Raw genomic sequence first — 25,266 nt, forward strand, 5'->3', positions numbered from 1 at the left:
AGCGCTATTGCAAAAAACAGGTCTGAACGGCTTGGGATGAAATCCCACAAGCTGAACCAGACCACTGGAAAGTGGGCATCGCCATGAGTCTTGGAACCACCATGAATTCGCCGGCTGCAACCATTGCTCCTCAAGAGGTTGATAATCCCGGCATGGAATCCATTGCAAGACGTCAACGTATCGAGGATGCGATTTTTCATCGCGTGACTCAAGGTTTCTCCTTGCTGGTGCTCTTTGCACTGGCAGGCATTCTCGTTTCCCTTTTTGTCAATGCGTGGCCCGCGTTCCAGAAATTTGGCTTGCCGTTTGTGTGGCGAGTCGAATGGGATGTGGTCAACGAGGAGTTTGGTGCGGCGATCGCCATCGTCGGTACCCTGGTCAGCGCGGCATTGGCCATGTTGATGGCGGTTCCTCTGGCCTTCGGCATCGCACTGTTCCTCACGGAGACCTGCCCGACCTGGCTGCGCAGGCCGCTGGGTACAGCCATTGAGCTGCTCGCCGCAGTGCCATCCATCATCTTCGGCATGTTCGGCCTTTTCGTTTTCGCGCCGCTTTTTGCCGACTATGTGCAGATCCCGGCCAAAGAGCTTCTGGGGGGCATTCCAATTGTTGGCACGCTGGTCGGTGGTGCTCCGACCGGTGTCGGCATTCTCACAGCGGGCATCATCCTGGCGTTCATGGTCCTGCCATTCATCGCCGCCGTGATGCGCGATGTCTTCGAGATCGTTCCTTCCATCCTGCGCGAATCGGCCTACGGACTCGGGTGCACCACATGGGAAGTGGTGCGCAAGATCGTGTGGCCCTATACGCAAAAGGGCGTGATTGGTGGCGTCATGCTGGGCATGGGGCGTGCCTTGGGCGAGACCATGGCCGTGACCTTCGTCATCGGCAATGCAACGCGCTTGCCGAAGTCTCTTTTCTCCAATGGCACATCCATTGCCTCCCTGCTGGCCAACGAGTTTGGCGAAGCGGCCGATTTCCACCTGTCCACATTGTTTGCGCTCGGCTTCCTGCTGTTCGTGATCACGTTTGTCGTCCTGGCCTTGGCCAAGGTGATGATCAAGCGTGGCGAGCGGGCCAAGGGTGTATGAGGGAAGGGCAGAAGGTACTCAAATGACCCAGATTGACCAGTCCCTTTACAAACGCCGCCGCCGCGCCAACGCCGTGGGCCTGACACTGTCCATGGGAGCGATGGCGCTCGGCCTCTCGGTGCTGTTGTGGATCCTGTATGTTCTGTTTTCCAATGGCCTGGCGGCCGTGGACATGAACATGTTTGTTCAGGACACGCCTGCGCCTGGCACCGAAGGTGGCGGCTTGCGCAACGCGATTGTCGGTAGTTTGCTCATGGTTGCGCTGACCGTGGCGGTCAGCACGCCGATCGGTATTCTCGCAGGCGTCTACCTGTGCGAATACGGTGATCAGAGCAAGCTGGCCAGTGCCACACGCTTCGTGACGGACATCATGTTGTCCGCACCATCCATCGTGCTGGGCCTGTTCGTCTACGCCATTGCAGTGGCCACGGTCGGCAACTTCTCGGGTTATGCCGGTAGCCTTGCGCTTTCGCTTATCGCCGTGCCTGTGGTGGTGCGTACCACGGAGAACATGTTGCGCCTGGTGCCTGGCAGCCTGCGCGAGGCCGCTTTTGCGCTGGGTGCGCCGCGCTGGAAGGTCTCCACCATGGTGACATTGCGCGCCGCCAAGAGCGGTGTCATGACCGGCTTGCTGCTGGCTGTGGCACGAATCAGCGGCGAGACGGCACCCTTGCTGTTCACGGCGCTGAACAACCAGTTCTACAGCACCGACATGTCTCAGCCCATGGCCAACCTGCCTGTGGTGATCTACCAGTTCGCCATGAGCCCGTATGACAACTGGATTCGCCTGGCATGGGGCGGTGCTCTGCTGATCACCCTGACCGTGCTGGCCCTCAATATTCTTGCCCGAGTCTTCTTCCGCGAAAAGGTCAAAGTCTGATGCTTGCCGATACCGAAACCACTGTTGAATCCGCGAGGGCGGACCAGCCTGAAACGCCGCTTCGCAATGCGATCGAAGTGCGCAACCTGAATTTCTTCTACGGCGACTTCCAGGGTCTGAAGAACATCAACATGGACATTGCAGAACGCAAGGTGACCGCATTCATCGGTCCGTCCGGCTGCGGAAAGTCCACGTTGCTGCGCACGCTCAACCGCATGTACTCGCTCTACCCGGGGCAGCGGGCGGAAGGCCAGATCAGCTTCTATGGCGAGAACATTCTTGACGCCAAGCAGGATCTGAACCTGCTGCGCGCCCGCATCGGCATGGTGTTCCAGAAACCGACGCCGTTTCCGATGACCATTTATGACAACATTGCCTTTGGCGTCCGTTTGTACGAGAAGCTGAGCAAGAGCGAGATGGACGACCGGGTGGAATGGGCGTTGTCAAAAGCCGCACTCTGGGGCGAAGTCAAAGACAAGCTCAATCAGAGCGGTCTTTCACTCTCGGGTGGTCAGCAGCAGCGCCTGTGCATTGCGCGCAGTGTGGCCGTCAAGCCATCGGTGCTGCTGCTTGATGAGCCGACCTCGGCTCTGGATCCGATATCGACAGGCAAGATCGAAGAGCTGGTGCATGAGCTCAAGCAGGACTACACCATCGCCATCGTGACACACAACATGCAGCAGGCCGCCCGCTGCAGCGATTTCACGGCCTACATGTACCTGGGGGAGCTGATCGAATTTGGCTCCACGGAACAGATCTTCTTCAAGCCCACCAAGACGGCTACCGAAGACTACATCACAGGAAGGTTCGGTTGATCCATGCCAGACAAACACATATCCAGTCAGTTTGACGCCGAGCTCAATTCCATTTCCACCCATGTGCTGGAAATGGGGGGGCTGGTCGAGAGTCAATTGCATCAGGCCGTTTATGCGCTCGTGCATTTCAGCGAAGAGACTGCCGATCAGGTGCTGGAGAACGAAAAGCGCCTCAACGAGATGGAAGTACACATTGATCACGAGATCATCTCGACGATCGGGCGGCGTCAGCCGACCGCTCGTGACCTGCGCTTCCTGATGGCGATATCCCGCACGACCCAGAACCTGGAGCGCGCCGGTGACGAGGTGGCCCGTGTGGCACGCATGGTCAAGCGGCTCACCAGCGGCAACACACCACGTTCGCTGCCAGTGGCCGAACTGGGCATGGCCGCAGACTTGGCAGCGAGCATGCTGCGCAAGACGCTTGACGCGTTTGCGCGTCTGGATACGGAGATGGCCGTCTCCATCATCAAGGAAGACGACCGCATGGACAGCGAGTACGAAGGTGCTTTGCGCATGCTGATCACCTACATGATGGAAGACCCACGTGCCATTTCACCCAGCCTGAACCTTCTGTTCCTGGCCAAGGCACTGGAACGCGTGGGTGACCATGCAAAGAACATTGCCGAGCAGATCATCTTCATCGTCAAAGGCGAGGATGTTCGTCACACCCCTCTGGTCGAAGTGGAGTCTGTTGTTCGATGAGAAAGCTGCCCCGCGTCCTGGTTGTGGAAGATGAGCCGCCGATCGCCGAACTGATCGCGGTGAATTTGCGGCACAACGGCTTTGCACCCACAGTGGCGTATGACGGTGAAATGGCTCAGCGCGAAGTGGACGCCGTTCTGCCCGACCTGATCCTGCTGGACTGGATGCTGCCGGGCAAGAGCGGGGCTACTTTGGCCCGTGAATGGCGTGCCCAGGAGCGAACAAGAGGTGTGCCCATCATCATGCTGACGGCTCGCAGTGAGGAGTCAGACAAGGTGCAGGGCCTCGATGCCGGCGCGGACGACTACATCACCAAGCCGTTTTCGACCAACGAACTGCTGGCACGCATTCGCGCTGTGCTGCGCCGGCGCGCCCCTGAGATCACCAGCGAGACGGTGGAAGTCGGAGACTTGACACTGGACGCCGGCACCTATCGCGTGACATTCAAGGGCGACGAACTCAAAGTCGGACCGACGGAGTTCAAGCTGCTACTTTATTTCATGAAGCATTCCGAACGGGTCCACACCCGTGGTACGCTCCTTGACAAGGTCTGGGGAGACCATGTTTTCATCGAGGAGCGCACAGTGGATGTTCATGTCAAACGCCTGAGAGAGTCTCTGAAAGAGGCTGCCAAGATGGTCGAGACCGTGCGCGGCGCGGGTTATCGGCTCACCGCCAACATTCCTGCCGAAACTGCCAGCAACGACGCAGCCAGCTAACCGGTGGCATGATTCTCCGCGCAGTTGAGCTGCTTCTCCTGATCGTTCTGGGAGGGGTGTGGGGCTGGACCCAGGACGCCGCCGGGTGGGCTTTCGCCGGCGCCTTTGGCGGCGCTGTGGTGTGGCTGGTCCATGACAGCCTGCGAGCCAAGCGCGTGCTGGCCTGGCTTTCCAAGGGCGACCTGTCTCGTCAGCCCACTTTTTCTGGCGTGTGGGGCGACATACTGGATCGCTCGCGCAAGCTGGTCAAGAAGCTCGAGAAGAAGTCGGCCAACAGCGAGGCCAGGCTCGAGAATTTTCTAGCTGCCATCCAGGCGTCGCCGAATGGCGTCATTTTGCTGGACGCACAAGGCCGCATCGAATGGTCCAACGAAACCGCTGCTGCCCACCTGGGCATCGATCCTCAGCGCGATCTGGGCCAGTACATTCGCAACCTCTTGCGCGCGCCCGCGTTCAGCGAGTACATGAGTGAGGGGGATTTCGATCACGAAGTGCAGATTGACGGGCCTGGTTCGCGTCCGGCGCATCCGGTGCGCCTTTCTGTTCAGGTCCACCCATACGGGAAGAAACGCAAGCTGCTGCTGACCCGTGACGTGACAGCCGTGCAGCTGGCTGAAGCCATGCGCCGCGATTTTGTGGCCAATGTTTCGCACGAAATCCGAACACCTCTGACCGTACTGAGTGGTTTTGTCGAAACCATGCAGAGCATTGCGCTGGAGGAGGACGAGCGGGAAAAGTACCTGGGCATGATGAGTCAGCAGGCCAAGCGCATGCAAACCCTGGTCAGTGACTTGCTGACCTTGTCTCGCCTGGAGGGGAGTCCGTCGCCCGGCAGCGGTGACTGGAATGACGGTGATGAGCTCCTGGCACATGTGCTGCAAGAAGCTCGCGGATTGAGTGCAGCCATCGCCAGCCCGGTCCATGAGCTCGCCAGCGTGGGCGAGGCCGGTATCTGGGTGGCCGGCGCCAAGACCGAGATTCTCAGCGCCATGTCGAACCTTCTGAGCAATGCGGTGCGCTATACGCCTGCCGGAGGCCACATCGAGGCGGGGTGGCGTTTGCGCGACGATGGCTGGGCAGAGTTCTCGGTCAAGGATTCCGGACCTGGCATTGCGATGGAGCACTTGCCACGACTGACCGAGCGCTTTTATCGCATTGATCGCAGCCGCTCACGCGAGACCGGCGGCACGGGCCTTGGTCTGGCCATCGTCAAACATGTGACGCAACGCCATGGCGGCCGTCTGGATGTTGTCAGCGAACTCGGCAAGGGCGCTACCTTCACGCTGGTGTTTCCGCCGTCCCGTGTCCGGGAAAAGGGCATGGGCCAGGCACCAGCTGCTCGGGTGATGGTTCACGACGACATGGACGACCGCTAGAGGGCCCTTGCATCCGTTGATGCGGGCGGGCCAGTCACGGAGAGGGGCTGGGTCAGGGGCTGAGCCTGATGTACACGAGGATGGCTTCCTGCCGGCTATTGAGCCGGTGAACCTTGGCCCGATAAGCCCATTCAGTCAGTTCGATCCGCTCACTCAGGCTGGGCTGCTGCTCTTCGGCCACCACCAGAGCCTGGCAGTCCTGGGCATCCGGCGTCTCGATTCGACGGATGTCCATGTTGCCCTGGTAGATCAGCGAGGCCATCTGAGCCTGTGAGAGTCCGTCTGCAGCCACGCAGCTGATCTTGGGGAGGATCAACGCGACCCGGCGCGCGATGGGGCCATAGCTGCGTGCGAAGTCCAGCATCGGTAACCACAGTGTCATGAGCAGCAACCAGCACAGGGTCGCGCCAGCGGCAGGCAGGACCAGGCTCTTCCAGATCGCCTGTCGGTGGCGCCCCACACGCCAGCTCACCAGCCACAGCCAGGCTAGGGTAGCCAGAGCACCAAAGAAGAAGAGCCAGAAGGAAAAGCTGGGTGTGAAGCCTGGAGCCAGACGAGCCACGTTGGCAGCGGGTTTGGCAGGGAACCCTGTCATCATCGACATCCAGACAACCCAGATCACCAGGGCACATCCTGTAAAGAAGATCAGGGTGAACCAGTCGATGAGGGCTGAGAAACTCCGGCGCAACGTGGGCAGGGCAAACGCGGCCAGGGCAGCGAAGCCAGGCAGACCCAGCAGGAGCGCACGGTCAAAAGCGGGGTTGACGGCGCTGGTGAAGATGCTGGTCAGAGCCGTCCACAGAGGCAGAACCACATGCGCCCGAAGCAACTGCCGGCGCCACCCCCAGAGGGTCCACATGGCCAGTGGCCAGGCGGGCCACGTGAACCAGACCAACAGCCGCAACCATCGTTGCCATTCACTGAAGTCCGTCGGGAAGCGCACCGGAGGGGTGTTGATCTGGCCAGTCTGGTGGGCCAGTCCAACGCACACGGCAAGGATGCCAAGGGCCAGAACAAGGGGCGTGGCGGTGGAAGCCGTGGCTTCCCGCTGCTGCTGTTGCTGCAGTGTCAAATAGGAAAACACCAGCAGGCCGGTGCCGAGGAAGCCTGCCAGTACAGCGCCACCACCCATGGCCAGTGCGGCGGAAGAGGCCGCCCAGATGAGCATGGCCAACCAGTCGGTTCTCCCGTTGCCAGGCAAAGCGAAGCGGCTGGCCGCGAAGAGAAGGCCGGCGACGGGCGCCAAACGTGCCATTGCCGGGGTGGTCTCGTGTGACAGTTGCGCGAGACCAAGACAGGCCACCAGCGCAAGCAACCCGGCATCCGCCAATGCCCGTGCGTAGTCGGTGGGGTGCGCTTCGCCTCCGAAGGCAAACATGACCGGCTGGGCTGCCTTTTGGCGCGCCAGGTTGAAAATGGCGTACCAGGTGCCGGAGAGGGTGAGTATCAGCAGAAGCAGAAACGGCAGCCGGGCGGCCAGATCCGCCGGCAGGAAGCTGAAGACCTGGATGGACAGGGCGCCCAGCCAATACGGAAGAGCGCCTGCATCCTCCAGTGGAGCACCCAGAAAGCTCGGATGCCACCATGACGTGTTGCCCTGGGCCAGCTGGTACATGACGCCGAACGCGCTGACATCGGCGTTTTTCCAGGGCTCGCGACCGATGAAGCCAGGCAGCACGTAAGCCGCGCAGAACAGCAGCAAGGCCAGGCGCGGAAGCCGGCGAACGGCCGTCTGACTGACAATGGCGGGAGACGTGTGGTTCACGAAAAGCAGGCGAAAGGTAGGTGGGAGACGTGTTCAGAGGTGCCGGTGTGCGAAGACGCAGCTGCCACGCCGAATTGCCCCTGAGTCTACGGGGAAAGAAGATGGAATAAAAAAAGCAGCCGAAGTCCGGCTGCTTTTCTTCTCGCCGGGCGAGGCAGTTGGACCGTGATCAGTCCAGACTGCGACGCTGGCAGCGGGCATGAATCGCTTCTTCAGTGCCTTACTTGGAAGCGGTCTTGCCGTAGCGGTTGCGGAAGCGCTCCACGCGACCACCCATGCTGTCGACACTCTTCTGGGTGCCGGTGTAGAAGGGGTGGGACTCGCTGGAGGTATCCAGCTTGTACAGGGGCAGCTCGCGGCCGTCATCCATCTTGACGGTCTCTTTCGTGTTCACGCAAGAGCGGGTCACGAATTTGAATTCGTTCGAAAGGTCCACGAAGCAGACTTCGCGGTAGTTGGGGTGAATGCCTTCTTTCATGGCAAGTCCTTAAGGTCAGGTGCGGCAGCCGCGGCGAACCCATTTCGCCGTACTTGCTGCAAGTTGCAAAGCCTTGAATTATATGTTTTTTTGGGGGTGGAGGGAATGGGGTTGGAGGGGGAGGGTGGGCGACCCTCTTGGCGCCTCAAATTTCACTAGAAATCGATATGAACGACATTATTTCTGGTGTTTTGGGCTCCTTGAAACAATATTTGTTCTCAATTCATCCTTTTCTTTCCCCCCCTATCCCCCCAGCCCCCTTTCCACCCCGCCGGGCGGAAAGGGGGAGCTCTCATTTGGCTTCTGGTCGCCGACTGGGTGTCTACGGCTCGATGCGTCGCCACCGTGGTTGGGGGTACATGCATTTCGCTGAGGCTGTCGTAGGAGCCTCGGCTTTGGTCTTCAGGCCCACGGCGCCCATCTGACGTTGCCGCTTTGCGGCTTGTCAGTTGGGCGCTTGCTTCACGCGCTGCCAATCTCGTTGGCCTGCAATGTCTCGCTCGCAGGCAACCGGCGAGCCGCGCAGCGGCAATGCTGGTTGACTGCCGTGGGCGTACCAAGGGCAGGCGAAGTCTCTACGACAGCGGTGGAGAAACCGTGGCGAGCCAGAAGCAGAGGCAACCTCCCGCCAGTAGCCGCCCGTCCAGAAACCAGTAGCCGAATGTTTAAAGGCTCCCCTTTCCGCCCCGGCGGGGGTGGAAAGGGGCGGGGGGGATAGGGGGGGAGAAAAAGGTAGGTTGAAAGAGGTGGCAAGTACGCAGAGACGTGTCCGCTGCCCGTGGCACTGCTGCATAACGCAGAAACAAAAAAGGCCATCTCACCAGAGACAGCCTTTCTCAAAAGAGCTCAAACCCGAAACCAGCCTCGCAGCCGGTCAGGCAGCAACAGGTGCAAGAAGCTCAGCCCCCTCGTCGCATCATGTCAAAGAACTCTGAATTATTCTTCGTTGCCTTCATGCTCTTGAGCACCGTTTCCATGGCCTCGATTTCGTCCATGTTGTACATGAACTGACGCAGGATACGGGTCTTTTGCAGGATTTCGGGGGCCAGCAGCAGCTCTTCGCGGCGGGTGCCGGAGCGGTTGAGCTGGATGGAGGGGAAGACGCGCTTTTCGTACAGGCGGCGATCCAGGTGGATTTCGCAGTTGCCAGTGCCCTTGAATTCTTCAAAGATCACTTCGTCCATGCGGCTGCCGGTGTCGACCAGGGCCGTGGCGATGATGGTCAGCGAGCCGCCTTCTTCGACATTGCGGGCTGCACCGAAGAAGCGCTTGGGGCGCTGCAGGGCGTTGGCGTCCACACCGCCGGTGAGCACTTTGCCGGAAGAGGGCAGCACGTTGTTGTACGCGCGGGCCAGGCGGGTGATGGAGTCCAGCAGGATGACCACGTCTTTCTTGAGCTCAACCAGGCGCTTGGCGCGCTCGATCACCATTTCAGCGACGTGCACGTGGCGGGCGGCAGGCTCGTCAAAAGTGGAGGCGATCACGTCACCGCGGACAGTGCGCTGCATTTCGGTCACTTCTTCCGGGCGCTCGTCGACCAGCAACACCAGCAGCTCCACCTCGGGGTGGTTGGCGGTGATGGCGTGGCAGATGTGCTGCATCATCACCGTCTTGCCGCTCTTGGGCGGTGCCACGATCAGGGCGCGCTGGCCTTTGCCGATCGGTGAGATGATGTCGATGATGCGACCGGTGATGTTCTCGTCGCTCTTGATGTCGCGTTCCAGGCGCATCTGTTCCTTGGGGAACAGGGGCGTCAGGTTCTCGAACATGATCTTGTGCTTGTTCTGCTCCGGGGGCAGACCATTGACCTTGTCGAGCTTGTTCAGGGCGAAGTAGCGCTCACCGTCTTTGGGGATACGCACTTCGCCTTCAATCATGTCACCTGTGTGCAGGTTGAAGCGTCGAATCTGGCTCGGCGAGATGTAGATGTCGTCCGTGCTGGCCGTGAAGCTGGTGTCCATGGCGCGCAGGAAACCGAACCCGTCCGGCAGCACTTCCAGAATGCCGTCGGCGAACACCTGTTCGCCGGCCTTGGCGCGCTTCTTGATGATGGCAAACATCAGTTCCTGTTTGCGCATGCGGCCAGTGTTGTCGATTTCGAGGGCTTCGGCCTGCTTCAGGACTTCAGACACATGCAGTGCCTTGAGCTCATTAAGGTGCATGGAATTCACTCCAGATGGAGTTCACACAAGTGGTTTGATTGGGGGGTATGGCGCTGTGGTCCTGCGGGAGGACGCTGCGCGGCTGTCAGAGGGGTCGTCGGGCTTGGCTGGCCGACTCAGGCCGGATTATGACAGGATTCTGCCCGGACTTGTAACGGGGGTAAACCGCATGCACCGGATCCTGTCGATCCGGTGCGGGGACGGAGATCAGCCCAGTTGCTGGTCGATGAAGTCGGTCAGCTGGGATTTGTTGACGGCGCCAACCTTGGTAGCGGCGAGCTGACCATCCTTGAAGATCATCAGCGTAGGGATGCCGCGAATGCCGAATTTGGCTGGCACTTCACGGTTTTCGTCCACATTGATCTTGGTGACCTGCAGCTTGCCCTGGTAGTCGCCAGCGATCTCGTCGAGGACCGGCGCGATCATCTTGCAGGGGCCGCACCATTCGGCCCAGAAATCCACCAGTACCGGTGCGCTGGAATCGAGGACGTCAGCCTGGAAGCTGGTGTCGGAAACGTGTTTGATCAGGTCGCTAGCCATGAGTCATCCTAGGGGTCGAGAAAAATTCGGTTGGTGGCAAGCCTCGGGGGTGGCCGGTGGCGGCATACTCGGTAGAGAGACGCCAATGACCATCACAGCCCAGTGCTTGCGTGCTGTTGGAACGCCCATTGTGACAGAAACCGACGGAACATGATGTCGCCAGAAGATTCACCACAGTTTGATTTGCCCTTTGCCGGTGCAGCTGCTGCTGTGCCCGAGGTGACAGCTGTCCCAGGCTATCCGGTGCCAGGCAGTCTGGGGAAAGCACTGGAGCAAGCCTTTGATGTGATCTCTGCCAAGGAGGTGGAGCCGGCAAGAACGCTGGTGTTGCTTCCATACACACAGTTACTTGAGCCCGCCAGGCGGCTTTGGGCAAGCCTGCATCCAGCCGGCTTTCCTCCCAGGTTTGAGACCACCCGCAGTTGGGCAATGGCCACAGGCCCCTACGTTGCCTCGCCCACTGACTGGACGGGTGATGCCGCCCGCGATGCCCTGGTGGCCCAGACGCTGATACGGCAGTCGACCCAGCAGCGACTGAACGGGACCATGCGCGCCGCTCTTGTTGAAAGGGTACTGGAAGGCTCCAGACAACTGGCGCCTTTGGCCGCTGCCCAGGCCCCTGCCTTGCGCAGCGGCTGGTCCCAGTCGCACAAGGCGCTGGTTTCTTCTTCCATGCAGAGCCTTTACTGGGAGAGCCTGAGCGCCACTGTGGCTCTGACATGGGTCGGGCTTTCCTCGTTTGTGACCGACTGGCTCTGGATGCCACAGTCAGGTCCCGGGGTGGGCGCGGACTGTCTGCTGGTGATCCCAGGCCTGCAACATGACCCGTTGACCCTGGCTTTGGTCAAGCGTTGGGGCGAAGCCGCACTCGTGCTGCCCGGGCTTGCGCCGCGTGCTGCCGAGCTGGTGCCGGCGCAGGTTCGCGCCATTTCCTGTGCAGACGTCGACGAGGAGGCGAGGCAGGCTGCAGCCTGCGCCGTGACACACATCAACGCGGGGCGCTCACCCGTGGCGCTCGTGGCCCAGGACCGGGTGCTGACCCGGCGGGTGAGCGCGTTGCTCAGTGGTGCGGGGGTTCGGTTGCGCGACGAAACCGGCTGGAAACTGTCGACCACACACGCTGCTGCGCAGCTGATGGCCTTGTTGCGCGCCGCCCAGTCCTCGGCCAAAGTTGACGATGTGCTCGACTTTCTCAAGCTCTGTGAACCCTCTGCGCCCTGGCTGCTCGAATCCATGCCCTTGGCGAACGATAGGGTGGCTGGCGATGACCTGTCTGGTGGGGGAGCGGAGGGCTGGGTGTGTGCCCTGGAGGCGCGCGCTCGCCAGTACCAGGTGAGCCGCTGGAGCTCCCTGATCGCCCATCCGGATTTTCAGGACATGCTGCCGTCCGGCTTGATGACGGCCCTTCAGGATTTCTCAGCCCCGAAACCACTGGTTCGCTGGCTGGAGGCCATGCACCAATGGCTTGCTGCGACCGGGTGGGAAAAGCGATGGGCAGAGGATGCTGCAGGAGAGAGAGTCATGGCGAGTCTGCGGCTCGATGGCGACGGCGCCCAGGAGTGGCGGCTGACGCTGGGAGATGAGCTCTTGCCGCAGCGCATGTCACTGGGGGGCTTTACCGCCTGGGTGAGGCAGGCGCTGGAGAGTGCCACGTTCGTGCCTGGAGATGACCGGCAGGCCCAGGTGGTGGTTCTTCCCATGGCGCAGCTTCCCGGGCGTGTCTTCGCCGCTTGCGTCATGGCGGGATGCGATGAAGCCCACCTCAGCGCCAGCCCGGATCCGGTGGGCACATGGACCCAGGAGCAGCGAGAGACTTTGGGCCTGCCCGACCGGTCCGCGCTGGCCACGCAGGCGCGCGAGGCCTGGCGACACGTGCTAGGGCAGGCCTGGCTGGATGTCCTGTGGAGGACTGCCGAAGGCAGTGAGCACCTCGGACCGGCTGTATGGGTGCAGGACTTGCAGACTCAGTTGCGAGAGAGTGGCGTGCCGTCTGTCTCACCGAGTGCATGCCAGCGAATCGAAGTGTTGGCAGAGGCCGTAGAACGCCAGCCAGCGCCAGAGGCATCAGGGCTGAGGGTACCTCGTGTATCTGCGACGCACTACCAGGATTTGCGGGACTGCCCCTATCGTTATTTCGCCATTCGGTTGCTGGATCTGCAGCCGGTACAAGAGCTGGAGCAGGCGCCGGGAAAGCGGGAGTGGGGCACGGTGTTGCATGCTGTGCTGCGCCGATTTCACGAGGAGAGGCGCGATGGCTCCCTAGCGCCGGCAATTGAAGCAGCCAGGCTGGATGAGCTGCTGCTGGACGAAATGTCTCGAGCAGGGCTTGCATCAGATGGGCAGGCAGGTGAGTTCCACCCATTTGTGGCGGCATGGCCAAGGGTGAGGGATGGTTATCTTGGCTGGCTGTCCAGGACGATGAAAGAAGGTGGTGGCTCGGAGTTGGTCTTTCAGCAAGGCGAAGCCAGGTTCCAGGGACGAGCAGGCCCTTACGAACTGGTTGGTGTGATCGACCGGATCGATCGCGGGCCAGATGGGTGCCCATGGGTCATTGACTACAAGACTGGCTCACTGCAAAGCCTGCGAGAAAAGGTGGCTGATCCGACGGAGGACACCCAGACGGCGTTCTACGCCGCGCTTCTCGGGAACGAACCCAGGGTGCGAGCCGCCTACCTGTGTGTCTCAGACGCCAGAGATGAAGGGGCCAGGAAGAGGTCAACAACCATGGTCGAGCAAGCGGATGTGATGGCTGTGCGAGACGATTTGCTGACAGGTATCGCCGCTGACTTGTCGCGCATCGAGGGCGGGCACCCGCTCAAGGCCATGGGTGAAGGCTCAGTCTGCGATTACTGTCAGGCGCGGGGGCTGTGCCGGCGTGACTTCTGGGAGCAGGTGTCATGAAAGAGTCCCTGGCTTATCACGTCAACGGACGACTGTCGTCGCCTTCAGATTTCTATGCGATCGCGTGTGACCCCTCGCGCAGTGTGGCTGTGGAGGCCTGTGCGGGCGCCGGCAAGACCTGGATGCTGGTCTCGCGCATGCTCAGGGCGCTGCTTGAAGGCTGTCCGCCGCAGGATATTCTGGCCATCACATTTACCCGCAAGGCCGCGGGCGAGATGCGCGAGCGGCTGCAAGACTGGTTGGCGACGTTTTCCGAGGCAGAGCTGGAGAAATGCGAATCGGAGCTGCGAAGTAGAGGCCTGGACGCGGATCAGGCCAGGAAGCTGGCGCCTGCGTTGAAAGGGCTGCGGGCAAAGGTTCAGACCACTGGCCGGGCGGTGCAGGTTCGAACTTTTCACAGCTGGTTTGCCGCCTTGCTCAAGGCGGCGCCCCTTTCGCTGTTGCACGACCTGTCGCTGCCAGCCGATTATGAATTACTGGAAGATGAGGCGCCTGCTGTGGCCGTTGCCATGCGCCGGTTCATGGTGCGAGTGGCCTCTGACCCCGAGCTCAAGCAGGCTTTCGATGACTCGGTGATGACCTTTGGCCGCAGCGCCACGCTCGATGCCCTCGCCAAGACGCTGTCCAAGCGCGTCGAGTTTGCCCTGGCTGATCGCGAGGGGGTTGTGCAGCGGTCGGTGGGGACTTTTGCCGAGCGGTTTCCTGCTTTGGCAGGGCTGACCGAGCCGGAGCAGGCACTGATGGGTGATGCATGCCGAGAGCGTTGGCTTGCCAGAGCCCGCATCCTCGGGGCCGAGAAGAACAAGACGCCTCAGACCGCGGCCAACCAGATCGTCGATGCGTTTGAGCTGCCTGACGAAGCCGGGTACATGTCTCAGCGCCTGGCCATGCTGCGCAGTGCCGTCATGGTGGCCACGGAAGACCGGATCACCAAAAACCTCGAGAAGTTCGACGCAGCGCTTGAGGCCGAAGCGGAGTTGCAGCCGATACTTGCGGCGGTGCGCCAGCATGCGGCGTGGCGCCACCAGCAGCGCATGATGACCCTGGCACGGTCCTTGATTGATATCTATGCCCAGGTCAAGCGTGACCACGGATGGGTCGACATGAGCGATGTGGAGCTCGCGGCCAGCCGTTTGCTGACGGATCCTGAGCTGTCGGGCTGGCTTCAGCAACGATTGGACGCCCAGGTGCGGCATTTGCTCATTGACGAGTTTCAGGACACCAACCCTCTGCAGTGGCAGACCTTGTATGGCTGGTTGTCCGGGTATGCGGGTGCGGGTGCAGGCCAGCAAGCCCCAAGTGTGTTTCTCGTGGGAGATCCCAAACAGTCCATTTACCGCTTCAGGCGGGCCGAGCCACAAGTGTTCCTGGCGGCCCAGCGGTTTGTTGTCGAGGCGCTGGAGGGGGCGGTGCTCAGTTGCGACCACACAAGACGGTGTGCGAGCGGGGTGGTCGCAACGTTGAATTCCGTGATGGCGCAGGCTGAACTCGATACTGGCTATCAGGGGTTTCGTGCACACACGACGGGCAGCGAATCGGAGGGCGAAGTCCTTTGCTTTGCACCACTGGAAGCCGAAAAGGGCGACGCACACCAGGACGAAGGTGAGGCCGATGATTCGCACAGCCATGGACAGGAGTGGCGAGACAGCCTCAATGTGCCCAGGCGTGAGGTGGAAGCCTCGGTGGCGGCGTTGGAGGGCGAGCGGGTCGCAAAGTGGATTCACCAGAGGATGGTGATCGAAGGGAGGCCTCCGGAAAGCTTCATGGTGCTTTCCCGTCGGCGCAGTCGGCTCGCTGGTGTGGATGCGGCCCTGCGAGCGCTTCACATTCCCAGTGAGCAACCTGAGAAAAACGGGCTTGCCGACTTGCCCGCTGCGCAAGACGTGTTGGCGCTGCTGGATGCACTCGTTTCCCCCGGCCATGACCTTTCCCTGGCAAGAGCATTGCGTTCGCCTTTGTTCGGGTGGGACGACAGCGCTCTCACAGCTCTGGCACTGCGTGTTCAAAGCCCATCGGGCAACTCCTTCGAACCGGCCACTTCGGAGAAGGTGCGCTGGTGGGCCGCTTTGCAAAGATGGTCCCGCTCCGAAGGTGCTCCCGCCTGGGCGGTCGACTCGGCGCGACGTCTGCAGAGGTACCAGCAGTGGGCGCAGGCGCTGCCGCCACATGACGTTCTTTCGCTGATTTTTTCCGATTCGGACGTTTATGCAGCCTATGCTCGCCGCTCGGAGGCTGCCACGGTCCCCGCCATACATGCACAGCTACAGGCCATGCTTGGCGAGGCGCTGGCGTTCGAAGGTGGGCGCTACCTGAGCGTGTACCGGTTTGTGCACCAGATGCGCCAAACCAATCCCACGATGAGCTCCACCGCCCAGACGGGGGCCGTGCGCCTTCTGACGATTCACGGTGCCAAAGGCCTTGAGGCTCACACCGTGGTCCTGATGGACACAGATGCTGCGCCACCCAGGGCCAACACGATGGACGTGCTGGTGGACTGGCCCGGGGAGAGTCCGCATCCGGTCCAGCTGGTGTTTCTGGCCAGTGAAAAGCACCCGCCAGTGTGTTCGGAAGACCTTCTGGCCACGGAGCAACAGGCCAGGGGGCTGGAAGAACTCAATGCCCTCTATGTGGCACTCACGCGCGCCGAGGAGCGGCTGGTGATATCCAGCGTTCAATCCCGGCGCAAGAGTGCAACGGTACCGAGCTGGTATGCACGCCTTGCGCCACATGGTGAGCCAGCCGAGCTGGTCGACGACACTCCGATGCGGGCAGTCGGCGAGGACGGACAGGTAGCGAAGGAGAAGCTCGAGAACGAGAAGGACCCGCACCGACACCTTCTGTGGGCGCTGCCAGATCTGACAGCTGTTGTGGAAGCGGAGGCTGCCCTGATGTCGGCGGAGGAAACCGGCAAAGCGTCTCAGTCGGACGGGACTGCAGAAGCCGCAGAGCGAGAGCGAACGGCGGCTATGGGTCAGGCCCTCCATCGGGCGCTGCAGTGGGTTCCGACTCCGTCCAAAGGTTTCGAGTGGGACGAGCGACACTGGACGGCTGTTCGCCGCGAGTTTGGCGTTCAACCGGCTGACATGCCCCATGTCCGCCAGATGGCAGCTGCCATGATTGGAGGGGAGGCTGCATGGGCCTGGGACGATCAGGCGGTGGACTTCGCCGCCAACGAAATGGAGCTCAGGGATGCGGGCGCAGTGGTGCGCCTGGATCGGCTGGTCAAACGCCGCGGAACGAATGAATGGTGGGTGCTTGACTACAAGAGCGCCTTGCGGCCCGAGTCATCAGAGAGCTTGAGGGGGCAGCTGAACCGGTATCGGGTGCTGGTTCAGGTCGCCAAGCCCGGCGCTGCGGTGCGGGCAGGCTTTGTGAACGCGAAGGGGCGGCTGATAGAGCTGACCGACAGCGGTGGCGAAGAAGCCATGGCCGGCAGAAAAGAAAAGGGTGACGAGCCTTGACCCCGGCACTGACGCCACAGTTAGGGCTGCTTGGTTCCCCACCTGACCCGGTTGGCTGCTTTGCCATGCGGGAAGGCCCGTCACCCACTATTGTAGGCGATGCGGGACTCCGGTGACGGACAGTTCGCTTCCCGTAGAATCCTTTTCCATGTCCTACGTCGTTCTTGCCCGCAAGTACCGGCCCCGCATCTTCAGCGAGATGGTGGGGCAGGAGCACGTTGTGCAGGCTTTGACCAATGCGCTGGAGACCCAGCGTCTGCACCACGCCTACCTGTTCACAGGGACGCGAGGGGTGGGCAAGACCACGGTCTCGCGGATTCTGGCCAAGTCGCTCAACTGCGTGGGACCGGACGGGCAAGGTGGCATCACCGCTGAGCCTTGTGGGGTTTGCCAGGCCTGTACCGATATCGATTCGGGCCGATTTGTGGACTACACCGAGCTGGATGCCGCGTCCAACCGTGGCGTTGAAGAAGTGCAGTCTTTGCTGGAGCAGGCGGTCTACAAACCGGTGCAGGGGCGCTTCAAGGTCTTCATGATCGACGAGGTGCACATGCTCACCAACCATGCGTTCAATGCCATGTTGAAAACGCTGGAAGAGCCGCCTGAGTATCTGAAATTTGTGCTGGCGACGACGGATCCGCAAAAAGTACCAGTGACGGTGCTCTCTCGCTGCCTGCAGTTCAACTTGCGCCCCATGGCGCCAGAAACGGTCAGCGAGCATCTGCAGAGCGTTCTGCAGGCGGAGTCGGTGAACGCCGACCCGACATCTTTGCGACTGATTGCCCGCGCTGCGCGTGGCTCCATGCGAGATGCGCTGTCGCTGACCGACCAGGCGATTGCCTTTGGCGGCGGGCAGCTCCAGGATGCAACCGTGCGCCAGATGCTGGGGGCGGTGGATCGGACCTATGTCTTCCGCCTGATCGAAGCTCTGGCCGCCTCGGACGGTGCTGGAGTGGTCGGGACTGTGGATACCCTTCGGGACAATGGCCTGAATGCGGCTTCCACCCTTGAGGAACTGGTGACGGTATTGCAGCGCATGGCAGTGAGTCAGGCTGTGCCAGCTTCCCAGCGAACCGAGGACAGCTCGGACCCGGATCAGGCCGAAATCGACCGGCTGGCCGACTTGCTGCCAAGCGACGAAACGCAATTGCTCTACAGCATGTGTCTGCATGGCCGAGGCGAACTGGGGCTGGCTCCCGATGAATACGCGGCCCTGACCATGGTGTTGCTGCGTTTGCTGGCCTTCAAGCCTGCCGGCAACGTCGCCACCACGGAAAAAAAAACTCTGAAACCGGCCACTGAGCCGGTCAGAACGGCTCCGGTAGCGCCTGAAAGAGCGCCCGCGGCACTTCCCGCCAGCGCACGGCCACCGGAAAACCTGCCTTCGAATGCGCCCGCTCTTGCTCAGCGGAAGGCGCCTGTGCCGGCCGACCCGCCGCCTGCAGTGAGTGCTTCATCATCTGCTCCGCCCTGGGAAGACATGGGGTCAGACGTGATCTCCGAGGCTGAAATGGAGGATGACGCCGCCTTGATGGGGCGCCAAAACCATGGCAGTGGCCAGGTGGTGGCTGTTCCGGTTCGCCGGCACCCACCCGAGCACCCGCCTGGAGCGGCTGCCGACGCGGATCAGAGAGTCAGGTCGCTACCCGTCAGAGATGAGGCGGATAGACAGCAGCGTGCCGAGAAACGCAGTGGCCCTTCTGATAGCGGGGTGACCCGAGCGCAAAAACTTCGCCCGACGGACGAGGGCGCGTTCTGGTTTGCATTGGTCAGCGAGTTGGCAGCAGCTGAAGCCATCACGGCGCTGGTGCGGCAACTGGCTTTGCAGTCCCAGCTGGTGGCCAGGGATACCGACCAATGGCATCTGCGGATCGAGAACGGTTCATTGAACAACACCAATGCCCGGGAGCGGCTCTGTGCTGCACTGGCTGGCGCAGGTCATGCAGTGCGCCTGACGATTGAGATCGGACCTGTGCACGACAGCCCTTCGCTTCGACAGGAGGCGCAAGCTGCCGCACGGTTGGAAGAGGCCGAGCGGGTCTTCAGGGATGATCCGTTCGTTCAGCGCATGATGCGTGACTTTGGCGGCAAAATTGTGCCTGGGTCGCTCAAGGCTGCGGCTGATGGGCCTGATGGGCGCGTGGCATGAACTGACTTGCCATCCGTCCTCGTCTTCGCAGCACAAGCTTGCGATTCTTGTTTTCGTTTTCGTATCAACTGGTATCCACAAGGAAGCACATGTTCAACAAAGGACAACTCGCCGGCCTCATGAAGCAGGCCCAGGCCATGCAGGACAACCTGAAGAAAGCCCAGGACGAGCTGGCCACCATCGAGGTGGAAGGCGAGGCCGGAGCGGGCCTGGTCAAGGTACTCATGACCTGCAAACACGACGTCAAACGGGTGACCATTGACCCCAGCCTGCTCGAAGATGACAAGGACATGCTCGAAGACCTGGTTGCTGCGGCGTTCAATGCCGCCGTGCGCAAGGCAGAAGAGACTTCCAACGAAAAGATGGGCAAGCTCACGGCCGGCATGCCTGGACTGCCAGGCGGGATGAAGTTCCCATTCTGATGTTCCGGGAGACCGGGGCTGCCCGGAGGACCTATGGCCGATAACCAGTCGCTTGAGCGGCTGATTCAGGCGCTGCGGCGTTTGCCAGGTGTTGGCGTCCGGTCGGCACAGAGAATGGCTTTCCATATGCTCCAGCACGACCGGGAGGGCGCGCGCGCACTGGCTTCCGCGCTCGAAGGGGCCGTGGACCAGGTGCAGCACTGTGCGCAATGCCATACCTTCACTGAGGCTGAGGTCTGTGCCACCTGCCTCGATCCCCGCCGTGACCACAGCCAGCTCTGTGTGGTGGAAACCCCGGCAGACCAGTCGGCGCTGGAGCGCACCGGGGCTTACAAGGGTGTGTACTTTGTGCTCCAGGGCAAACTTAGCCCAATGGACAACATCGGCCCTCGGGACATCGGCCTCGACAAGCTTTTCGACCGGATCGATGGCGTGGTGGGTGCGGAGCCCATCAGAGAAGTGATTCTCGCGACGAACTTCACCGCTGAGGGCGAAACCACTGCCCACGTAATCCAGCAGGGCCTCAAACAACGTGGCGTAAAAGTCACACGGCTGGCGCGGGGAGTGCCTGTCGGCAGCGAGCTTGAATACGTCGATCTGGGCACCATTGCCCATGCCCTGGTCGATCGCCGTTGAGCTGTAGCGAATTGCGACGAAATGCCTCGGTACAAACCCGTTTGGGATAGGCCCTGATTCCCAACCGTTGACCACACCGTTAGCTTTGAGTCTGACGCATTCGGTGAATGCGTTGTCGGAGCGTGGCAGTGCCCGTGCTCCTGGCCAATAGGTCATCAACGGAAGGGGCGGATGTGCAGACCAGACGATCGGTTATGGCGGGAGGCCTGCTCGCTGCGCTTGGCGCGGTAGAGGTGGCTTCGCTTGCCTCGGCCGCATCGCGCTGGTCGCGAAACATTTCCATTGCAACCGTTGACCCCTCATCCTTCAGCGAGCTGCCTTTGGTGCTGGCACAGCGATTGGGCTTTTTCGCTGACGAAGGCCTGAGTGTCCAGCTGGTGCAGGCCCAGAGCCACGCCCATGCCGTCGGACTGCTCAGAAGAGGCCAGGTGCAGGTCATCTCCAGCCGCTTCAGCGATTTGCTTATCAACCGGGCCAACAGCGACTATCGAGGCATCGCGCGGCGAGAGTCCCTGCAGTCGTTTGTGGTGCAGGGGCGCTCCCCTTCAATGTTGCTGGGCGCCAAGGCGACGGCAGTCGGGGCCGATGGGGAAATGGACTGGCGCGGCAAGACCGTGGCCGTGGCGGCTCTGGGGTCCGATGCGCACAGGCTTGCCCGGTATCTGGTCGATCGCCAGCAGACTGTGCAGGGCAGGCGCGGACCGGCCACGCAGTACAAGGCCATAGCGAGCCCCAGCAGCGCGATGGCGGCGTTTCAGTCCGGGCAGGTGGATGCGATTTGCTACCCGGACCCGGTGGCTACGCTGTTCGAGCGCAGAGGCACCATGCGCATTCTGGCTGACCTGCGAACCACAGACGGCTGCAAGGCTGCGTTGGGGGGGCTTGTGGCCACCGGGTGCCTGATTGCAAGTGCACGAACCATTGAGGCCAGTCCTGCGGTTTGTCAGGGCCTGACCAATGGCGTCGTGCGGGCGCTCCGCTGGATTCAGACTGCCGGTCCGCTTGATGTGGTCAAGACTGTGCCAGAGAGCTATTTCGGGGGCGACCGGGGTGTCTATCTGGCGGCCTTTGTCAGGTCCCGGCAGGCCTGGTCAAATGATGGCGCCATGCCGCCAGACGCGGCGCTGACGCTGGCAAAAGTGATGGCGCGCACGGAGGTCTCTCTACCGGTGCAACGCCTGGCGCTGGACAGCACGTTCACCAACCTGTTCGCCGAAAAGGCGATGGAGCTGGTGCGCAGCTGACGGCCCAGGCCCTCCAGCCGTTACTTCACTTTGACCTTCGATGGCACACGGCGCTTGGAGGTGCTTTTCTTCCGGGATGACTTGGAGGACACACGGCGCTTGGCGCTTGACTTGGACGTCGATGCCAGGCGCACGCTCTTGGGCAGATGGACTTTGAGGCGCTGGCCGATCTTCAGGTGTGACCTGGGCGAAAGCCCATTCCAGCTCGCCAGGCTTGCCGTACTGATGCCGTGGCGGCGTGCGATGCCACTGAGTGTGTCGCCTCTGCGCACGCGGATCTGTGTGCTCTGCAGAACGCTGTCTGGCTGTAGCGAAATCGTGCCGTTGTCGGCGACATGCTCGGGGACGTCCCCGTTGTGCTTGCCATTGCGGTGAATCAGCAAGCTGGATCCACGGCGAATTCGCATGCGCGGAGGTATGTCGTTGGCCCGGCGCAGTTCCAGCTCGTCCATGCCAACGGATTTGGCCGCATCCTTGACGCTCATGGTCCTGGGAGCGACCCATGCAGTCCACGAGGCCAGTGGACCGCTGTAGTGGCGCAGGTTGTCCTGGAAGATTCCGATATTGTCCCAGGGCAGCAGAACGTGAGGTGTCCCAGCTGCCATGACGATGGGCTGCTTGATGGAGGGGTTGAGCACTCTGAAGTCCTGCTCGCTGATGTTGGCGAGCCTGGCAATGACATCGACGTCCATGTCGCGGTCAAGTGCGATCGTGTCGAAGAACGGATGGTTGCCAATGGTTGGTAGCTGGACACCATAGCGCACCGGGCTGGCCACGATGTTCTTCATGGCCTGAAGCTTGGGCACGTAATGCTGCGTCTCACGCGGCATCTCCATGGCCTGGTAGGTCAGGGGTATGTTGGCTCGCTCATTGCGCGAGAGAGCGCGGCCCACGTTGCCCGGCCCCCAGTTGTAGGCTGCCAGGGCAAGGTGCCAGTCACCAAAGCGTTCGTGCAGCTGTGTGAGGTAGTCCAGCGCCGCGTTGGTGGATGCCAGCACGTCACGGCGGTCGTCGCGGAATGCGTTCTGCTTCAGGTCGAAATGCTGACCCGTTGCAGGCATGAACTGCCACATGCCCGCAGCGCGCGCGCTGGAGACAGCCTCAGGGTTGAAGGCGCTTTCAATGAAGGGCAGCAAAGCCAGCTCCATGGGAAGCTCGCGCCGTTCAATCTCCTCGACGATGTGGAACAGATAGCGCTCGGAGCGCGCCGTCATGCGCTGCATGTAGTCGTGTCGACTGGCGTAGAACTGCTCCTTGTCACGGACGATGTCGTTTTCCAGATCCGGCATCTTGAAGCCGCGTCGGATGCGTTCCCAGACGTCCGCAGGCGGTGTCAGTGCCGTCACCTCCGGTGAGTGAATGGTTGCCGTGGTGATCTGGTTCAGCGGTCCCTTGGGGATGTCTGACTCGGATCCTCGGGTCACATTGACTCTGGGTTCGCCGACCGGTTCGGCCGGGCGTGGCGCTGGCGCATTGGGTGCAACGGTGCTACATCCCGCCAGAATGACAATGGACGCAGCGCCAAACAGGGTTCGGCAGCGCCGGATCAGCGGCCCGGGGGCCGTCAACAGAGATTTGTTCAAAATTGGTTCTTCCATTCGCGCAATGCGGTCCAGACGCTGATCTCGTCAGCGCTGGTGGCCGGCGCATGTTTTTGGGCCGACTGGATCACTTCCGCTTGTGAGGCACGAAGAAACGGGTTGATGTGTCGTTCGGTGTCTATCGTGCTGGGCACCGTCGGGATGCCCTGGGAACGCTTGCTCTTGCATTGCGCGATATAGGCTTGCAAGTCGGCATTGCCTGGCTCCACGGCCTCGGCAAAAGCCAGGTTGGCAAGCGTGTATTCGTGCGCACAGCAAACCCGGGTTTCAGCGGGCAGGGACGACAGCGCAGCCAGTGAAGCGTGCATCTGCTGAGGCGTTTCCTCGAACAGCCGGCCACAACCGCCGCTGAAGAGCGTATCACCACAGAAGACGAGCGGGCCGCTGTCGAGCTGATCGCAAAAGTAAGCAATGTGGCCGGCAGTGTGGCCCGGCACGTCCATGACCTTGAACTCGAGTCCCAGCAGCCCGATGCGCTGCCCACCCTGAACGCGGGTCAGCGGCTCGGGCATCTTCTCCAGGGCAGGCCCGAATACCTGGCAGCCCATCGCCTCGCGCAGCTCGGCCACGCCACCGGTATGGTCCCCATGATGGTGGGTGATCAAGACGGCTTCAAGGGTGAGCTTGTGCTCCTTGAGGTAGGAAATGACGCCCGCAGTTTCGCCTGGATCGACCACCAGCGCGTGGCTGGCGTCATGCAGTACCCAGATGTAGTTGTCGTTGAAAGCCGGGACCGGGTGGAGGGTCATTCCGGTTACTGGAGAAGAATGCATGCTGACGGTCAAGGGCGTGTAGAGTACGTTGGTACAGGCGAACAGCTGGGTGGTGGATTCCGTGCGCAGGCAGGAGTTCCCAACGGACATTTGGCCTGAATCCACGCTAAGCCCATGAATCCATCCATTATAGGTTTGCAGCATTGGTTCCAGACGCCGCCAGGACAGTACCTGCTCGAGTGGGAGCAGGCGCAGTTCGATGTGGCTGTGGCCGATATTTTTGGCTTCAATGCCCTGCAAATGGGCGTGCCGCAACTGGATACCTTGCAGGCCAACCGAATGCCGCACCGCTGGCTGGCGTTGCCTGAGCCACCGCCGAGCTTTGTCGGAGGAGAAGCGGATGAAGCGCATGCTTCGTCCAGGTCTCTGGGTGACGGGCGAAAGCCCGTGGCAGCACTGATGACGGACCCCGCTGCCATGCCTTTTCCTGCTGGCAGCCTGGACCTGCTCGTACTGCCCCATACCCTGGAACTCAGCGCCGATCCACACCAGGTCTTGCGCGAAGCAGAACGAGTGCTGATGCCGGAGGGGCGGCTGGTGATCTCTGGCCTGAATCCGACCAGCCTCTGGGGTTTGCGGCAAGCGCGTGGAAGATTGCTGTCAGGCCTGGGTCTGGGCGCAACGCGCGCAGGTGCGCTGTATCTGCCTGAAGCAGGCGATTTCATCGGTACTCGTCGGCTGCGTGACTGGCTCAAGCTCATGAGCTTCGATGTCGAGTCTGAGCGTTATGGTTGCTACCGGCCAGCGGTCCGGTCTGAGAAATGGCTGACCCGCTGGGCCTGGATGGACCGGATGGGTGCAAGATGGTGGCCGATCTTCGGCGCCGTGTTTTTCCTGGTGGCTGTCAAACGGGTTCGTGGCATGCACCTGCTCGGTCCGGCGTGGAAACCGAGGCCGGCACGTGCAGCAGCCCAGGTTCCCATCGCCAACAAAACGCTGGCGCCTGTCAGCGAGCCTGTACAGGCCAAGAGAGAATGACAGCAAAGGCCTGGCCAGTGACCCGGGTCGACTGGCATCGCTTTATTCTTCGATAGCAAACACAACTGAACTGAACAGAACAGAACGGACAACGAGTTGAACACAGTGGTGATGTATACCGATGGCGCCTGCAAAGGCAATCCCGGGCCTGGTGGTTGGGGCGTGCTCTTGCAATCGGGTGGGCACGAAAAAGAGTTGTGGGGCGGTGAAGCGGAGACAACCAACAACCGCATGGAGTTGATGGCGGTGATCGAAGGCCTGTCTGCGCTCAAGCGCCCTTGCCGGATTGATCTGCATCTGGACAGCCAGTATGTTCGAAAGGGCATCACGGAATGGATACATGGCTGGAAGGCCAAGGGCTGGAAAACGGCTTCGAAGCAACCGGTCAAGAATGCCGACCTGTGGCGAAGACTGGACGAGCTGGTGCACGATGGTGTACACGACATACATTGGCACTGGGTCAAGGGGCACTCCGGTCATCCCGGTAACGAGCGCGCTGACGCCCTGGCCAACCGGGGCGTGCCCCTATAGTGCATCTGCGGGCGCCCGTTGAGGCTGGCATCGCGTTTA

20 protein-coding genes and 1 other RNA gene are annotated in these 25,266 nt (G+C 61.4%); 14 read left to right on the forward strand and 7 right to left on the reverse strand.

Going from position 1 to position 25,266, the window contains the following annotated elements; all coding sequences use genetic code 11:
- Positions 1-83: 83 nt before the first annotated feature.
- The 6 genes from pstC to phoR are packed head-to-tail and all read left to right on the forward strand — an operon-like array spanning position 84 to position 5,586.
- A complete protein-coding gene (gene pstC / locus ABWV89_RS03625; protein ID WP_502903122.1) occupies positions 84-1,091 on the forward strand; it encodes a phosphate ABC transporter permease subunit PstC in 1,008 nt (335 codons plus the stop codon).
- A gap of 22 nt (positions 1,092-1,113) precedes the next feature.
- Positions 1,114-1,971 (forward strand): phosphate ABC transporter permease PstA, encoded by an 858-nt coding sequence (gene pstA, locus ABWV89_RS03630; RefSeq protein ID WP_353394303.1) that lies wholly within the window; start codon positions 1,114-1,116, stop codon positions 1,969-1,971.
- Complete coding sequence (pstB, locus tag ABWV89_RS03635; RefSeq protein ID WP_353394305.1) at positions 1,971-2,786, forward strand: phosphate ABC transporter ATP-binding protein PstB; 816 nt, start codon at positions 1,971-1,973, stop codon at positions 2,784-2,786. The genes pstA and pstB overlap by 1 nt, the downstream gene beginning before the upstream one ends.
- 3 nt (positions 2,787-2,789) lie before the next feature.
- Positions 2,790-3,491 carry a phosphate signaling complex protein PhoU gene (phoU, locus tag ABWV89_RS03640; protein WP_353394308.1) on the forward strand — a complete coding sequence of 234 codons (702 nt, stop codon included), beginning with the start codon at positions 2,790-2,792 and terminating at the stop codon, positions 3,489-3,491.
- A complete protein-coding gene (gene phoB, locus ABWV89_RS03645; protein ID WP_353394311.1) occupies positions 3,488-4,210 on the forward strand; it encodes a phosphate regulon transcriptional regulator PhoB in 723 nt (240 codons plus the stop codon). The genes phoU and phoB overlap by 4 nt, the downstream gene beginning before the upstream one ends.
- Before the next feature lie 8 nt (positions 4,211-4,218).
- Positions 4,219-5,586, forward strand: coding sequence for a phosphate regulon sensor histidine kinase PhoR (gene phoR, locus ABWV89_RS03650; RefSeq protein ID WP_353394313.1), 1,368 nt, complete (start codon positions 4,219-4,221; stop codon positions 5,584-5,586).
- 52 nt (positions 5,587-5,638) lie between these two features.
- Here the strand turns inward: phoR and ABWV89_RS03655 are convergent, their stop codons facing one another.
- The 4 genes from ABWV89_RS03655 to trxA form a co-directional block, all read right to left on the reverse strand.
- A complete protein-coding gene (locus ABWV89_RS03655) occupies positions 5,639-7,351 on the reverse strand; it encodes a hypothetical protein (protein WP_353394315.1) in 1,713 nt (570 codons plus the stop codon).
- Between the two features lie 220 nt (positions 7,352-7,571).
- Positions 7,572-7,829 (reverse strand): type B 50S ribosomal protein L31, encoded by a 258-nt coding sequence (locus ABWV89_RS03660; protein WP_353394316.1) that lies wholly within the window; start codon positions 7,827-7,829, stop codon positions 7,572-7,574.
- 899 nt (positions 7,830-8,728) lie between these two features.
- A complete protein-coding gene (gene rho / locus ABWV89_RS03665; RefSeq protein WP_353394318.1) occupies positions 8,729-9,991 on the reverse strand; it encodes a transcription termination factor Rho in 1,263 nt (420 codons plus the stop codon).
- Between the two features lie 207 nt (positions 9,992-10,198).
- Entirely contained in the window at positions 10,199-10,531 is a 333-nt protein-coding gene (gene trxA, locus ABWV89_RS03670; protein ID WP_353394320.1) for a thioredoxin TrxA, read from the reverse strand.
- A gap of 150 nt (positions 10,532-10,681) precedes the next feature.
- On the opposite strand from trxA, the gene ABWV89_RS03675 reads away from it, so the two are divergent.
- Both ABWV89_RS03675 and ABWV89_RS03680 read left to right on the forward strand, forming a co-directional pair.
- On the forward strand, positions 10,682-13,432 hold the full coding sequence (locus tag ABWV89_RS03675) for a PD-(D/E)XK nuclease family protein (protein WP_353394322.1): 2,751 nt from the start codon (positions 10,682-10,684) through the stop codon (positions 13,430-13,432).
- Positions 13,429-16,893 (forward strand): UvrD-helicase domain-containing protein, encoded by a 3,465-nt coding sequence (locus ABWV89_RS03680; RefSeq protein ID WP_353394324.1) that lies wholly within the window; start codon positions 13,429-13,431, stop codon positions 16,891-16,893. The genes ABWV89_RS03675 and ABWV89_RS03680 overlap by 4 nt, the downstream gene beginning before the upstream one ends.
- On the opposite strand, the gene ffs is transcribed toward ABWV89_RS03680, so the two are convergent.
- An RNA gene (gene ffs, locus ABWV89_RS03685) (signal recognition particle sRNA small type) lies at positions 16,879-16,975 on the reverse strand. The two genes, ABWV89_RS03680 and ffs, sit on opposite strands and share 15 nt — an antisense overlap.
- Positions 16,976-17,041: 66 nt before the next feature.
- On the opposite strand from ffs, the gene dnaX reads away from it, so the two are divergent.
- From dnaX to ABWV89_RS03705, 4 genes are all read left to right on the forward strand, one after another.
- Complete coding sequence (dnaX, locus tag ABWV89_RS03690; RefSeq protein WP_353394326.1) at positions 17,042-19,042, forward strand: DNA polymerase III subunit gamma/tau; 2,001 nt, start codon at positions 17,042-17,044, stop codon at positions 19,040-19,042.
- Positions 19,043-19,131: 89 nt separating this feature from the next.
- Positions 19,132-19,464 carry a YbaB/EbfC family nucleoid-associated protein gene (locus ABWV89_RS03695; RefSeq protein ID WP_353394328.1) on the forward strand — a complete coding sequence of 111 codons (333 nt, stop codon included), beginning with the start codon at positions 19,132-19,134 and terminating at the stop codon, positions 19,462-19,464.
- Between the two features lie 33 nt (positions 19,465-19,497).
- Positions 19,498-20,100 carry a recombination mediator RecR gene (gene recR, locus ABWV89_RS03700; protein WP_353394330.1) on the forward strand — a complete coding sequence of 201 codons (603 nt, stop codon included), beginning with the start codon at positions 19,498-19,500 and terminating at the stop codon, positions 20,098-20,100.
- 194 nt (positions 20,101-20,294) lie between these two features.
- On the forward strand, positions 20,295-21,344 hold the full coding sequence (locus ABWV89_RS03705) for an ABC transporter substrate-binding protein (protein WP_353394333.1): 1,050 nt from the start codon (positions 20,295-20,297) through the stop codon (positions 21,342-21,344).
- 20 nt (positions 21,345-21,364) lie between these two features.
- Here ABWV89_RS03705 and ABWV89_RS03710 read toward each other — a convergent pair whose 3' ends face one another.
- Both ABWV89_RS03710 and gloB read right to left on the reverse strand, forming a co-directional pair.
- Positions 21,365-22,942 carry a transglycosylase SLT domain-containing protein gene (locus ABWV89_RS03710; protein ID WP_353394335.1) on the reverse strand — a complete coding sequence of 526 codons (1,578 nt, stop codon included), beginning with the start codon at positions 22,940-22,942 and terminating at the stop codon, positions 21,365-21,367.
- Complete coding sequence (gene gloB / locus ABWV89_RS03715; RefSeq protein WP_353395158.1) at positions 22,924-23,694, reverse strand: hydroxyacylglutathione hydrolase; 771 nt, start codon at positions 23,692-23,694, stop codon at positions 22,924-22,926. The genes ABWV89_RS03710 and gloB overlap by 19 nt, the downstream gene beginning before the upstream one ends.
- Positions 23,695-23,832: 138 nt before the next feature.
- Here gloB and ABWV89_RS03720 point away from each other — a divergent pair, with 138 nt between their 5' ends.
- Positions 23,833-24,696, forward strand: a complete 864-nt coding sequence (locus ABWV89_RS03720) for a class I SAM-dependent methyltransferase (RefSeq protein ID WP_353394337.1) — start codon at positions 23,833-23,835, stop codon at positions 24,694-24,696.
- A 96-nt stretch (positions 24,697-24,792) separates the two neighbouring features.
- The gene (gene rnhA / locus ABWV89_RS03725) at positions 24,793-25,227 is read left to right on the forward strand and encodes a ribonuclease HI (protein WP_353394339.1); all 435 of its coding nucleotides are present in this window, start codon (positions 24,793-24,795) and stop codon (positions 25,225-25,227) included.
- The last annotated feature ends 39 nt before the right edge of the window (positions 25,228-25,266 follow it).

It is taken from the genome of Hydrogenophaga sp. 5NK40-0174 (assembly GCF_040372165.1).
Lineage (GTDB): Bacteria > Pseudomonadota > Gammaproteobacteria > Burkholderiales > Burkholderiaceae_C > Hydrogenophaga.

What these genes read in the sequence shown, in the direction of transcription:
- pstC (WP_502903122.1), top strand. Translation starts at nt 84, where the DNA reads ATGAGTCTTGGAACCACCATGAATTCGCCGGCTGCAACCATTGCTCCT.
- pstA (WP_353394303.1), top strand. Translation starts at nt 1,114, where the DNA reads ATGACCCAGATTGACCAGTCCCTTTACAAACGCCGCCGCCGCGCCAAC.
- pstB (WP_353394305.1), top strand. Translation starts at nt 1,971, where the DNA reads ATGCTTGCCGATACCGAAACCACTGTTGAATCCGCGAGGGCGGACCAG.
- phoU (WP_353394308.1), top strand. Translation starts at nt 2,790, where the DNA reads ATGCCAGACAAACACATATCCAGTCAGTTTGACGCCGAGCTCAATTCC.
- phoB (WP_353394311.1), top strand. Translation starts at nt 3,488, where the DNA reads ATGAGAAAGCTGCCCCGCGTCCTGGTTGTGGAAGATGAGCCGCCGATC.
- phoR (WP_353394313.1), top strand. Translation starts at nt 4,219, where the DNA reads ATGATTCTCCGCGCAGTTGAGCTGCTTCTCCTGATCGTTCTGGGAGGG.
- ABWV89_RS03660 (WP_353394316.1), bottom strand. Translation starts at nt 7,829, where the DNA reads ATGAAAGAAGGCATTCACCCCAACTACCGCGAAGTCTGCTTCGTGGAC.
- rho (WP_353394318.1), bottom strand. Translation starts at nt 9,991, where the DNA reads ATGCACCTTAATGAGCTCAAGGCACTGCATGTGTCTGAAGTCCTGAAG.
- trxA (WP_353394320.1), bottom strand. Translation starts at nt 10,531, where the DNA reads ATGGCTAGCGACCTGATCAAACACGTTTCCGACACCAGCTTCCAGGCT.
- ABWV89_RS03675 (WP_353394322.1), top strand. Translation starts at nt 10,682, where the DNA reads ATGATGTCGCCAGAAGATTCACCACAGTTTGATTTGCCCTTTGCCGGT.
- ABWV89_RS03680 (WP_353394324.1), top strand. Translation starts at nt 13,429, where the DNA reads ATGAAAGAGTCCCTGGCTTATCACGTCAACGGACGACTGTCGTCGCCT.
- dnaX (WP_353394326.1), top strand. Translation starts at nt 17,042, where the DNA reads ATGTCCTACGTCGTTCTTGCCCGCAAGTACCGGCCCCGCATCTTCAGC.
- ABWV89_RS03695 (WP_353394328.1), top strand. Translation starts at nt 19,132, where the DNA reads ATGTTCAACAAAGGACAACTCGCCGGCCTCATGAAGCAGGCCCAGGCC.
- recR (WP_353394330.1), top strand. Translation starts at nt 19,498, where the DNA reads ATGGCCGATAACCAGTCGCTTGAGCGGCTGATTCAGGCGCTGCGGCGT.
- ABWV89_RS03705 (WP_353394333.1), top strand. Translation starts at nt 20,295, where the DNA reads ATGGCGGGAGGCCTGCTCGCTGCGCTTGGCGCGGTAGAGGTGGCTTCG.
- ABWV89_RS03710 (WP_353394335.1), bottom strand. Translation starts at nt 22,942, where the DNA reads ATGGAAGAACCAATTTTGAACAAATCTCTGTTGACGGCCCCCGGGCCG.
- gloB (WP_353395158.1), bottom strand. Translation starts at nt 23,694, where the DNA reads ATGACCCTCCACCCGGTCCCGGCTTTCAACGACAACTACATCTGGGTA.
- ABWV89_RS03720 (WP_353394337.1), top strand. Translation starts at nt 23,833, where the DNA reads ATGAATCCATCCATTATAGGTTTGCAGCATTGGTTCCAGACGCCGCCA.